This window comes from Thermus sp. LT1-2-5 (assembly GCF_040363165.1).
Lineage (GTDB): Bacteria > Deinococcota > Deinococci > Deinococcales > Thermaceae > Thermus.
Map to the genome: position 1 here is coordinate 74,352 of NZ_BSRG01000001.1, position 11,426 is coordinate 85,777.

The 11,426-nt window shown below is 68.2% G+C and carries 14 protein-coding genes; 10 read left to right on the forward strand and 4 right to left on the reverse strand.

The window, feature by feature from the left end:
* Positions 1–27: 27 nt before the first annotated feature.
* The 10 genes from gyrA to ABXG85_RS00400 all read left to right on the forward strand — a co-directional run bounded on the left by gyrA (position 28) and on the right by ABXG85_RS00400 (position 8,124).
* On the forward strand, positions 28–2,445 hold the full coding sequence (gene gyrA, locus ABXG85_RS00355) for a DNA gyrase subunit A (protein ID WP_353511754.1): 2,418 nt from the start codon (positions 28–30) through the stop codon (positions 2,443–2,445).
* A complete protein-coding gene (gene cutA / locus ABXG85_RS00360; RefSeq protein WP_353511755.1) occupies positions 2,446–2,757 on the forward strand; it encodes a divalent-cation tolerance protein CutA in 312 nt (103 codons plus the stop codon).
* Between the two features lie 398 nt (positions 2,758–3,155).
* Complete coding sequence (locus ABXG85_RS00365; RefSeq protein ID WP_353511756.1) at positions 3,156–3,764, forward strand: helix-turn-helix domain-containing protein; 609 nt, start codon at positions 3,156–3,158, stop codon at positions 3,762–3,764.
* A 32-nt stretch (positions 3,765–3,796) separates the two neighbouring features.
* Positions 3,797–4,444, forward strand: coding sequence for a DUF502 domain-containing protein (locus ABXG85_RS00370; protein WP_353511757.1), 648 nt, complete (start codon positions 3,797–3,799; stop codon positions 4,442–4,444).
* 11 nt (positions 4,445–4,455) lie between these two features.
* Positions 4,456–4,815, forward strand: a complete 360-nt coding sequence (locus ABXG85_RS00375; RefSeq protein WP_353511758.1) for a hypothetical protein — start codon at positions 4,456–4,458, stop codon at positions 4,813–4,815.
* Positions 4,812–5,495, forward strand: coding sequence for a response regulator transcription factor (locus ABXG85_RS00380; protein WP_353511759.1), 684 nt, complete (start codon positions 4,812–4,814; stop codon positions 5,493–5,495). The genes ABXG85_RS00375 and ABXG85_RS00380 overlap by 4 nt, the downstream gene beginning before the upstream one ends.
* Positions 5,496–5,501: 6 nt before the next feature.
* On the forward strand, positions 5,502–6,761 hold the full coding sequence (locus ABXG85_RS00385) for a sensor histidine kinase (protein WP_353511760.1): 1,260 nt from the start codon (positions 5,502–5,504) through the stop codon (positions 6,759–6,761).
* A 22-nt stretch (positions 6,762–6,783) separates the two neighbouring features.
* Complete coding sequence (sufU, locus tag ABXG85_RS00390) at positions 6,784–7,200, forward strand: Fe-S cluster assembly sulfur transfer protein SufU (RefSeq protein WP_353511761.1); 417 nt, start codon at positions 6,784–6,786, stop codon at positions 7,198–7,200.
* Complete coding sequence (locus ABXG85_RS00395) at positions 7,197–7,403, forward strand: hypothetical protein (RefSeq protein WP_353511762.1); 207 nt, start codon at positions 7,197–7,199, stop codon at positions 7,401–7,403. The genes sufU and ABXG85_RS00395 overlap by 4 nt, the downstream gene beginning before the upstream one ends.
* A gap of 10 nt (positions 7,404–7,413) precedes the next feature.
* Complete coding sequence (locus tag ABXG85_RS00400) at positions 7,414–8,124, forward strand: alpha/beta fold hydrolase (RefSeq protein WP_353511763.1); 711 nt, start codon at positions 7,414–7,416, stop codon at positions 8,122–8,124.
* On the opposite strand, the gene ABXG85_RS00405 is transcribed toward ABXG85_RS00400, so the two are convergent.
* The 4 genes from ABXG85_RS00405 to pyrF are packed head-to-tail and all read right to left on the reverse strand — an operon-like array spanning position 8,121 to position 11,415.
* Positions 8,121–9,089, reverse strand: coding sequence for an NAD(P)H-dependent glycerol-3-phosphate dehydrogenase (locus ABXG85_RS00405; RefSeq protein WP_353511764.1), 969 nt, complete (start codon positions 9,087–9,089; stop codon positions 8,121–8,123). The genes ABXG85_RS00400 and ABXG85_RS00405 overlap by 4 nt on opposite strands.
* The gene (locus tag ABXG85_RS00410; RefSeq protein WP_353511765.1) at positions 9,086–10,084 is read right to left on the reverse strand and encodes a hypothetical protein; all 999 of its coding nucleotides are present in this window, start codon (positions 10,082–10,084) and stop codon (positions 9,086–9,088) included. Before ABXG85_RS00410 ends, ABXG85_RS00405 begins: the two co-directional genes overlap by 4 nt.
* Positions 10,085–10,636, reverse strand: a complete 552-nt coding sequence (gene pyrE / locus ABXG85_RS00415; RefSeq protein ID WP_353511766.1) for an orotate phosphoribosyltransferase — start codon at positions 10,634–10,636, stop codon at positions 10,085–10,087. It lies immediately after the preceding gene.
* Between the two features lie 5 nt (positions 10,637–10,641).
* Positions 10,642–11,415, reverse strand: coding sequence for an orotidine-5'-phosphate decarboxylase (gene pyrF / locus ABXG85_RS00420; protein ID WP_353511767.1), 774 nt, complete (start codon positions 11,413–11,415; stop codon positions 10,642–10,644).
* Positions 11,416–11,426: the final 11 nt, after the last annotated feature.

Below are 11,426 nucleotides of genomic sequence, written 5' to 3' on the forward strand. Positions count from 1 at the left end.
TCGGCGTCTGCACGCCTTAGGAGCGCTATGTCCCAGGTTGTGCCTGTAGAAATCACTGAGGAACTCAAGCAGAGTTTCATCAACTACGCCATGTCCGTCATCGTGGACCGGGCCCTGCCTGACGTGCGGGACGGGCTCAAGCCGGTCCAGCGGCGGATCCTCTTCGGCGCCTACCAGGAAGGGGTCTTGCCCACCCGCAAGCACGTGAAAAGCGCCAAGATCGTGGGCGAGGTCATGGGCAAATACCACCCCCACGGGGACGCCGCCATCTACGACGCCCTGGTGCGCCTGGCCCAGCCCTGGAACCTGCGCTACCCCCTCATGGACGGCCAGGGCAACTTCGGCTCCATTGACGGGGACCCCCCGGCCGCCCAGCGCTACACCGAGGCCCGGCTTTCCCACCTGGGGGCGGAGATGCTGGCGGAAATCGACAAGGAAACGGTGGACTTCCGCCCCAACTACGACGGCTCCCTCAAGGAGCCCGAGGTCCTGCCCGCCGCCATCCCCAACCTCCTGGTAAACGGGGCGAGCGGCATCGCCGTGGGCATGGCCACCAGCCTCCCGCCCCACAACCTTTCTGAGGTGGTAGATGCCTTGGTGGCCATGATCGACAACCCGGGGATTCCCCTCGAGGAGGTCATGCGCCACATCCCTGGCCCCGACTTCCCCACGGGGGGAAAGCTTTCCCGCAAGGGGATCAAGGAGGCTTACGCCACCGGCCGGGGAAGCCTAAAAATGCGGGCCAAGGTGCGCATCGAGGAAAAGGGCCAGCGCCCCATGCTGGTGGTCACGGAGATCCCTTACCAGGTGAACAAGGCGAGCCTCATCGCCCAGATCGCCGCCCTGGTGAAGGCCAAGAAGATCGAGGACATCGTGGCCCTCCGCGACGAGTCCGACCGGCAGGGCCTGCGGATCGCCATCGAGCTCAAGCGGGGGGCAAACCCTCAGGTGGTCCTCAACCAGCTCTACAAGCACACCGCCTTGCAGACCTCCTTCACGGTGAACCTTCTCGCCATCGTCCAGGGGGAGCCCAAGGTCCTTTCCCTCCTCGACCTCATGCGCCACTACCTGGACCACCGCAAGGAGGTGGTGCGGCGCCGGAGCCTCTTTGACCTGAAGAAGGCCGAGGAAAGGGCCCACGTCCTGGAAGGGCTCCTCATCGCCCTGGACCATATCGACGAGGTCATCGCCCTCATCCGGGGCTCGGAGGATGCGCAAAGGGCCCGCGCCGCCCTCATGGAGCGCTTCGGCCTTTCGGAGGTCCAGGCCCAGGCCATCTTGGACATGCGGCTGCAGCGCCTGGTGGCCTTGGAGCGGGAAAAGCTTCTGGAGGAGTACCGGGGGCTCATGGAGGAGATCGCCCGGCTTAAGGCCATCCTCCGGGATGAAGCTCGGCTTTGGAGCGAGGTGAAACAGGACCTCCTCCGGGTCAAGGAAAAGTACGGGGATGCCCGCCGCACCCTCATCACCGAGTTTGAGGAGAGCTTCAACCCCGAGGACCTCATTGAGGACGAGCCCATGGTCATCACCCTCACCGCCCAGGGCTTCCTCAAGCGCCTCCCCCTCGAGGCCTACCGGGCCCAGGGCCGGGGGGGCAAGGGCCTGCTGGCGGGCAGGACCAAGGAAGAGGACGAGGCCACCCAGGTCTTCGTGGCCGGAGCCCACGACGACCTCCTCCTCTTCACCAACCGGGGCCGGGTCTACCGCCTCAAGGTCTATGAGCTACCCGAGATGGGCCGCCAGGCCCGGGGGGTGCACGTGAAAAGCCTCCTCCCCCTCTTGGAGGAAGAGGAGGTGGCTGCGCTGCTTTCCGTGCGGGGCCTCGAGGGGGAAGGCTACCTGGTCTTCGCCACGGAACGGGGCCTGGTAAAGCGCACCGCCCTTAGGGAGTACCAGAACCTGGGCTCCGCTGGCCTCATCGCCATCCGGCTCCAGGAAGGGGACCGCCTCATCGGCGTGGCCCTCTCCGATCCCGAGGACGAGGCCATCTTGGCCACGGAGGCGGGCCAGGCCATCCGCTTCCCCCTGGAGGAGGTGCGGGCCACGGGGCGGGACAGCCAGGGGGTTACCGGCATCCGCTTTAAGAAGCCCGGGGACCGGGTGGTTTCCCTCCTCACGGTGAAGCCCGGGGAGATGGTGGATCTCCTGGCGGTGAGCACCCGGGGCTACGGCAAGCGCACGCCCCTTTCCGAATACCCCCTGCAGGGCCGGGGTGGGGTGGGGGTCATCACCTACGGGGTGAGCGTGCGCACTGGGCGGCTTTCCGCCCTCCTCAAGGTGCGGGGCACGGAAGACCTCCTGGTCCTCTCCAAGAAGGGCCTGGCCATCCGCACCCCGGTGAAGGAGATTCCCCAGTACTCCCGGCCCACCGCCGGGGTCAAGGTGATGAACCTGCCCGAGGACGACGAGGTGGCGAGCGCCTTCGCCGTGGAGGAGGAGAAGTAGATGGAAGAGGTGGTCCTCATCACCGTGCCCACGGAGGAGGTGGCGAAGACCCTGGCCCGAACCCTGGTGGAGGAGCGCCTGGCCGCTTGCGTGAACATCGTCCCCGGCCTGACCTCCGTGTACCGCTGGCAGGGGGAGGTGGTGGAGGATAAGGAGCTCCTCCTCATCGCCAAGACCACCACCCATGTCTTCCCCAGGCTCAAGGAAAGGGTCCTGGCCCTCCACCCCTACACGGTGCCCGAGATCCTCGCCCTGCCCATCGCCGAGGGGCACGGGCCCTATTTGGCGTGGCTTAGGGAAAACACGGGATGACCCCGGGTAGGCTGGATTTCCTCCGGGCCCTCCACGCCCGGGGGGCGGAGAAGGTCCTGGCCCCCATCCGAGACCCCTTCGGGAGATGCCCTTGGCCTCACCGAGCGGACTTGGCCCCCCTCGGGGTCATCCCGTTGGGCTACGCCCCCAACCGGATCGGCCGGGTGACTCGCCTTTGGTGAGGCCCGGCGTCTGGCCTTTGAGGGGAGGGCGTGCCGGTTTTCGCGGTTCCCCTGGAGGACCTCAAGCGGGCCTTTGGCCGTCCCGTGGAGGGGCTAGAGCCCTGCGGAGGATCCATCCCCTAGCCCGCAAGCGTCCCTTGGGGCGGCAAGATTTTTTCAACCCAAAGGTTTACAAAATCCCGGGGAGCGTGCTAGCCTGGGGCTAAGGAGGCAGCCATGACCCAGGCCCGTGAAACCCTAAGCTTCAAACCCGGCGAAGTTATCCTCTACCCGGGGGTGCCGGGGCCCAGGGACCGGGTCTACCGGGTCCTCGAGGGCCTGGTACGCCTGGAGGCGGTGGACGAGGAGGGGAACGCCCTCACCCTGCGCCTGGTGCGCCCAGGCGGCTACTTTGGCGAGGAAGCCCTTTCCGGCACCGAGCGCACCTACTTCGCCGAGGCGGTGACCGAGGTAGCGGTGGAGGCCTTGCCCAAGGAGCCCAGGCCCGAGGAGCTTCTGGACCTGGTAGCCCACCTGGCCCAGGCCCTTTCCGAGTCCTACCGCCGCATAGAGCGCCTGGCCACGCAACGGCTCAAAAACCGCATGGCCGCAGCCCTTTTGGAGCTGGCGGAAACCCCCTTGGCCCGGGAGGAGGAGGAGGGCCTGGTGCTCCGGGCCACCCACGACGAGCTGGCCGCTGCGGTGGGGAGCGTTCGGGAAACCGTGACCAAGGTCATCGGGGAGCTCGCCCGGGAGGGGTACATCCGCTCGGGCTACGGCAAGATCGTCCTCCGGGACGTGAAAGGCCTTAAGGAGCTCGCCCAAAGCCGGGGTGAGGGCCGCTAAACGGGGGGAGGCCATGGCGTAAACTAAGGGCCATGCGCCTCCGCCAGCGTTTCCTCACGGGGCTCATCACCCTTCTGCCCCTCCTCGTCACCCTCTACTTCTTGGGCTGGGTCTACACCTACTCTGGCGGGTACATCCAGGGGTTTTTGCAGCTTTTGAACCTGGAGGTGCCCCGGGCCTACCAACCCCTCCTTCCCTTTGTGGGTCTCCTGCTGGCTGCCCTGTTCATCTACCTGGTGGGCACCCTGGCGGAAAACTACCTGGGCCGCAGGCTCATCCACTCCCTGGAGCGCTCCCTGCTCCTCTTGCCCCTGGTGCGGGACATCTACAAGGCGGTGCAGCAGATCGCCCATACCCTCTTCGGGCAGAAGGAGGTGAAGTTTAGCCGGGCGGCGGTGATCGAGTACCCTAGGCGGGGCCTATACACCCTCTGCTTCGTGGTCCAGCCCGTGGGAAGCCGCCTGCCGCCCTTGCCCGAGGGCTACACCGCCGTTTTGGTGCCCACCAGCCCCGTCCCCGCCAGCGGCATGGTGATCCTGGTGCCCACGGAGGAGGTGATCCCCCTGGAGATCAGCGTGGAAGACGCCCTGAAGTACGTGGTTTCCGCCGGCTTCCTCCTGCCGGAGAAACCTTCAGGCCCCTTAACCTCCCTCCCACAAAGGGCGGAGCCATCCCCCTAAAATGGGGAAAGATGCGCCTTTGGGCTTTTCTCCTCCTTCTCGGCGCGGCTTTGGCCGCCTTGCCCCCCCTTCTGGGCCCCGCTTTGCCCCCGGGGACGGAGCTTAGGCTCCTTTCCCAGGACTTGCGGACCCTTCATGGGGCCTGGCGGGTGGAGGGCAAGCGCCTCCTTTCCCTTTCCACCCCCGTGCCCCCCAGGCCCGGGCAGGAGGTGCAACTCCTCCTCGCCCTTCCCGGGGAAAGGCCCAGGGCCCTTTCCGGCGTGGCGGAACGGGGGGATGTCCTTCTCCTTTGGGAAAGGGAGCGGGTGAGCCTCCTCAAGCTCCTCAAGGAGGTCTACGGCCTCACCCCCCCGGAAAGGCTTTGGCCATGAAGCGCATCCTTCTCATCGAGGACGACCCCGAGGTGGCCCGGTTGGTGGAGCTGGAGCTGAAGGAAGCGGGCTTCCAGGTGGAGTGGGCCAAAAACGGCATGGAGGGCCTCATGCGCCACCGGGAGAAAAAGCCCGATTTGGTGGTGCTAGACCTGGGCTTGCCCGATCTGGACGGGGCGGAGGTGGCCCGGCGCATCCGGGCCACGGACGACACCCCCATCCTGGTCCTCACCGCTCAAGACGCCGTGGAGCGGAAGGTGGGCCTGCTTTCCGAGGGGGCGGACGATTACCTGGTGAAGCCCTTTCACCCCGCCGAGCTTTTGGCCCGCATCCAGGTGCAGCTACGGCACAAGGGGGGAAGCGAGGTCCTGGCGGTGGGAAAGCTGGAGCTTTACCCTAAGCGGCGCCAGGTCTTCTTCGGGGAAACCGAGGTGCGGCTTTCCCCCAAGGAGTTTGACCTCCTCCACCTCCTCATGGGCCGCCCCGGGAGGGTCTTCCCCCGGGAGGAGATTGAGGAGAAGATCTGGGGCCGCCCCTTGGGCCGCGACTCCAACGTGCTGGACGTGCACGTGGCCAACCTGCGGGCCAAGCTAAGGGAGGTAGGGGCCTACGGCTACCTGCGCACGGTGCGGGGCCTGGGCTACGCCGTGCGCCCGGGCAAAGGGGAAGAGGACGCCTAGCGCCTCATGCCGCTCCTTTCCTTCCGCCTGCGCCTTTTCCTTTCCTTTGGCCTCCTTTGGCTCCTCTTCCTGGTGGGGGCCCTCTACCTGGCGGGCCGGGGGGTGGAGCGGGCCCTAAGGGGCCACCTCGAGGCCACCCTCCTCCAGGACGCCCGCAGGGCGGCGGAGGCCTACCGCAAGGGCCAGGCGGGGAGCCTCATCGCCACGGGGGGTGTGTACCTCCACCTCTATGCGGAAGACGGGGAGGCCCTCCTCCTCACCCGGCCTGAGCACCGCCTGCCCCAAGAAGCGCTCCAAACGGCGGGGGAAACCCCGCGGGTGGCCTTCCAAAAGGGGTTCGTCGCCGCCTGGGTGCGCACGCCCCTGGGCGTCCTCGCCCTCACTCAGGACACCGCCCCCATTGACCTAACCTTGGCCGCCCTGCGGCGGGCCCTGGTGGAGGCCTTTTTCCTCCTCTTCCCCTTAGGGCTTGGCCTGGTCTACCTCACCGCCCGCCTGGCCACCCGTCCCCTGGAAGCGGCCGCCCGGGAAATCGCCCAAAGAAACCCCGAGCGCCTGGACCCCGTGCCCCTCACCCTCCCGCAGGACGAGTTCGGCCGCATGGTGGAGGCGGTGAACGCCCTCCTAAAAGCCCTAAAGGAGGCCAAGGAAGAGGAGCGGGCCTTCCTGGCTGAGGCGAGCCACGAGCTCCGCACCCCCCTCACGGTGCTCCTGGGGCACTTAGACCGCCTGGCGCGAAACCCTTTGGACGGAGAAGCCCTGGCCACCGCCAGGGCCACGGCGGAAAGGATGCGGCGCCTGGTGGAGGACCTTCTCGCCTTGGCCCGGGGCGAGATGGGCTTTAGCCTCAACCCCCACATCGTGGACCTGAAGGCCTTGGCCCAAGAGGCGGCCAGGGAGTACGGGGTGGCCCTCGAGGGGGAAGAGGCCGAGGTCCTGGGGGACCCTGATCGGCTTTTGCAGATGCTCCGCAACCTCCTGGCCAATGCGGTACGGGCCGCGGGGAAGGAAGGGGTAAGGGTCCGCCTTCGGCGGGAAGGGGACCTGGCGCTTTTGGAGGTGGAAGACGCTGGTCCCGGCATCCCCGAGGCCCTTCTGCCCCACCTCTTCCGCCGCTTCGCCCGGGGACCCGGGGGGGGCACGGGGCTCGGCCTGGCCATCGCCCAGGCCATCGCCCAGGCCCACGGGGGGGAGATCGCCGTGGAAAGCCGCCCCGGGCGCACGGTTTTCCGGGTGCGCCTTCCCCTGTTGGAGGCGGAGGGGTAGCCCTTGGGGTAAAGTAAGGGCAATGGGCGTCCTGGATGAGCTTTATCGGGAAACCATCTTAAAGCACTACCAAAACCCCAAGAACTTCGGGGTCCTGGCCCAGGCCACCAAGCGGGCCGGGGGGATGAACCCCTCCTGCGGGGACCAGGTGGAGGTGATGGTCCTCCTGGAAGGGGACACCATCGCCGACATCCGCTTCCAGGGCCAGGGGTGCGCCATCAGCACCGCTAGCGCCTCCATGATGACCGAGGCGGTGAAGGGGAAGAAGGTGGCGGAGGCCCTGGACCTCTCCCGCAAGTTCCAGGCCATGGTGGTGGAGGGCGCCCCCCCTGACCCCGCCCTGGGGGACCTCCTGGCCCTCCAAGGGGTGGCCAAGCTCCCGGCCCGGGTCAAGTGCGCCACCCTGGCCTGGCACGCCCTGGAGGAGGCCCTGCGGTGAGGCGCTACCCCGCCCACAAGGTAACCCCCCTCCTCCTCCGCCACCCCGACCTCATGGAGGCCTGGAAGGAGGCGGCCCGGGAGGGGCGGCTTAGGGCGGAAACCCGGGGCAAGGAAAACTTCGTGGTGGTGGAGGACTCTGCCCTCGAGGCCCGCCTCAAGGCCTTGGGGCTAGAGGGGGAGCCGGTGGAGGCTTCGGGATAAGCTAGAGGCCATGAGGGGCCTGGTCTTCCTCCACGCCTTTCCCTACAACCCCGGGATGTGGGAAGGGGAGCTTCGCCACTTCCGGGGCCGCCTTCCCGTCCTCGCCCCCCACTACCTGGGCCTAAGCCTGCCCCAGGCGGCGGAAAAGGTCCTCAAGGAGATGGACGAGGCGGGGATGGAGGAGGCGGTCTTCGTGGGGCTTTCCATGGGGGGCTACCTCATCTTTGAGCTTTGGCGCAAGGCCCCCGAGCGCTTTTTGGGCTTCGTCCTGGCGGACACCCGTGCGGGGCCGGACACGGAGGAGGCCAAGCGGAACCGCTACGCCCTGCGGGAGCGGGTGCTCCGGGAGGGGGTGGGTTTCCTGCCCGAGGCCCTTTTGCCGGGGCACCTGGGCCGCACCACCCAGGCGGAAAAGCCCGAGGTGGTGGCGCGGGCCAAGGAGCTCATCCTCCAGGCCAGCCCCGAGGCGGTGGCGGAAAGCCTAAGGGCCTTGGCCGAGCGCCCCGACTCCACCCCCCTCCTCCCCGGGATGCGCCGCCCCGCCTTGGTCCTGGTGGGGGAGGAGGACACCCTCACCCCCCCAGAGGAGGCCAAGCGCCTGGCGAGGAACCTCCCCGAGGCCCGGGCCCTCATCCTGCCGGAGGCGGGGCACCTGGCCAACCTGGAAAACCCCAAGGCCTTTCGCACGGCGCTTTTGGGCTTCCTAGCGGAAACCTTTTAGCCCTCCGCCTTGGGCTCCCGCCCCATGAGGGCATGAAGGGCCTTTAGGGGGTCTAGCCCCTCGTAGGCCACCCGGTAGACCGCCTCGGCGATGGGAAGCTCCACCCCCGCTTCCCGCCGCCAGGCCATAAGGGCCTTCACCGCATAAAGCCCCTCCACCACTCCCCGGTCCTCGAGGCGCTCCAAGGCCTCCCCCCGCACCAGCCTCTCCCCCGCCCCCCGGTTGCGGGAGTGCAGGCTGTAGGCGGTGGCGAGGAGATCGCCCAGGCCAGCGAGCCCGTAAAAGGTGGCCTCCTCCCCCCCTTGGGCGGTGCCGAAGCGCACCATCTCCCGAAGGCCCCGGGTGAGGAGGGCGGCCTTGGCGTTGTCCCCCAGCCTAAGCCCGTCCACCATCCCCGCCGCCAGGGCCAGGACGTTCTTGAGCCCCCCGCCCAGCTCCACCCCCCGGAGGTCGGGGCTGGTGTAGACGCGAAAGGTGGGGCTATGGAAGACCTCCTGCGCCCGCTGGGCCAGGGCCTCGGGGCCCGCCGCCACGCTGGCCGTGGGCAGGAAGCGGGCCACCTCCTCCGCGTGGTTGGGCCCGGAAAGGGCGGCCACGGGCCGGCCCGTGAGGGCGGCCACCACCTGGCTCGGGGTGAGGAGCGCCCCTTCCCGGAAGAAGAGCCCCTTGGTGGCGGAAAGGTACCAGGGGGCCCGGGGAAGGTCCTTGAGGGTGTCGAGGGCCTTAGAGGGAAGCGCCACCACGGCGAACTCCGCCCCCCCAAGCGCCTCCTCCGGGTCGTGGGTGGGGTAGAGGTAGGCGGGAAGAGCCACCCCGGGGAGGTGGTCCTTGTTCTCCCTCTGCGCCCTTAAGGCCTCGGCGTGCTCCTGCCTGCGGCAAAGGAGCGCCGTGGGGATGCCCTTGCTGGCCAAGAGGACGCCCAAGGCCGTGCCCCAGGCCCCCGCGCCCAGAATGGCCACCTTCATAGGAGCGCCTTCACCTCCCAAGCCTCGTACCAGGCGGCGAGGAGCAGGAAGAAAGCCCCAAGGTAAAAGCTAAGGAAAAGCGCCCGCAAGCCCTTCCGATACCCTTCCCCCCGGGCCGTCTGGGCCAGGAGGGCAAGCCCGCCGAAGGTCACCAGAATATAGGCCTGGAGCTCCAAAAGGAGCGTGGGCAGGTGCAGGAGAAAGGTGGGCCCAAGGACGGCCGGGGACAGGGCGAAGCCGAAGGCGAAGTAGCGGAGGGCGTTTAGGAGCAAAACGGGCAGGCCGAGGAACAGGGCGGGGATGAGCCCGGTGAGGAAAAGGCCCTGGCTGAAGTTCCAGTGGAAGATGACCCCGGCGAGGACGAGGACCCCTTTCCCCACCGCCTCCCCTAGGCCGATGGCCTCGAGGGCTCCCCCAAAAAGGGCCTGCACCGCCCGGGCCAGCTCGGGCATGCCATAAGCCAGGAGGCTTCCCAGGGCGAAAAGGCCGTAGAGGAAAAGATTGGTGAAGAGGTAAAGCCCCCTTTGCGCCCGGATAAGGGCCCAGGCTTCCCAAAACCAGGCCCGGAAGGGGGAGGGTTGGAGGAGGAGAACCCCCCAAAAGAGGCTCAAGAGCAAAAACCCCCACCCCGCCGCCGGGGTGAGCAGGTAGGGGGGCAAGGCCAGGCCCTGGGGGCGGAAAAAGACCCGGCGCACCTCGCCTTCCTCCAGGACCACCACTACCTCCCCCACCTCCTCCCCAAGGGCAGCGGGGAACAGGACCTGGTTCCCCTCCACCTTGGGGCTTTCCAGGTTCACGGAAAGCCCCTTAGGGGGCGGGGGGAAGAGGGCGTAGCGCTCCAGGAGCCTGGCCGCTTCCTCAGGCGGGGCGCGGAGGACCTCCTCCAGCCTGGGGGAAAGCTTCCCCTCGAGCCACAAGGCCACCGCCTCCTGGGCCGCCTGGGGCCGGGCCAGGGCGAAGGAGAGGGCAAGGGCGAGGGCCAAGGGCCAGCGCACCTAGACCTCCTCCAAGGGAACGCCCTTTTGGCAAAGGGGGCAAGCCTCCGGGGGGTACTGGGGTACCTCCAGTCGGGCCAAGGCCCGGAAGGGAACGCCAAAGGTAGCCTGGCCGCCGCTCCGGTCCACGATGGCCCCTACCCCCAGGCACACCGCTCCCCGGGCCTCCGCCGCCCGGATGGCCCTCCGCACGCTTTCCCCCGTGGTCACCACGTCCTCCACCGCCAGGAAGCGCTCCCCCGGGTTCAGGGTGAGCCCCTTGCGGATGGTCATACCCCCTTGCCCGTCCTTCTCGGCGAAAAGGGCCCTGGCCCCCAAGGCCCGCGCCACCACGAAGGAAAGGATCACCCCCCCAAGGGCGGGGCCAAGGACGAAGTCCACCTTTTCGTCCTCAAAGAGACGGCCCAAGGCCTCCCCCACCGCCTCGGCGTAGAGGGGGTGTTGCAGGAGGGCCGCCGACTGCAGGAAAAGAGGGGAGTGCATCCCCGAGCGCAGGAGGAAGTGCCCTTCCAAAAGGGCCCCCGTCCTCCGGTACAGGTCCAGGACGTCCATCCCCCCTACTCTACCAAAGCGGCAAGGAGCGCCTCCGCCGCCTTCCTCGCCCCCTCGAGGTCGGGCCGCCCCCCCGGGTAGAAGAGGGCCCGGCTGGCGGCGAGGAGGAGGCCCCTGCCCTTGAGGGGGCTACCCCCTTGGGCCCCAATCCCCGGGAGGAGGAGGGGAGCGGAAGGGGCCACTTGCCGCACCGCCTTCACCGCCTCGGGGTAGGTGGCCCCCACCACCATCCCCACCCGGCTCCACGCACCTTCCCGCCAAGCCTCCCCTTCTTGGGCCAAGGCCTCCGCCAGGTGGAGGTAAAGGGGCTTCCCCGTCACGGGCAGGTCCTGCAGGAAGCCCGAGCCCGGGTTGGAGGTCTTGGCCAAGACGAAGACCGCACCCCCGCTCCGCCCGGCCGCCTGGAAGAAGGGGGCGAGGGCGTCCAGGCCCAGGTAGGGGTTTGCCGTGAGGGCGCTCCCAGGAAACCGGAGGAGGTAGGCCTCGGCGTAGGCCTCCGCCGTGGAGCCGATATCCCCCCGCTTGCCGTCAAAGATCACGGGGAGGCCCATGACCCGGGCGGCGCTGGCCAGTTCGAAGAGGAGGGCCATCCCCTCCGGGCCCAAAGCTTCAAAGAAGGCCAGCTGAAGCTTCACCGCCGCCAGGCGCTCGGCCAGGGCCTCAAAGAGCGCTAAGGCGTAGCGGCGCAGGTGGATAAGGGGTCTCTTTCCGTGGAGGTCCGGCCTCGGGTCCACCCCTAGGACCAAGGGGGGGCGTTCTAGGGCCAGGAGAAAGTCCACGCCCTCCACTA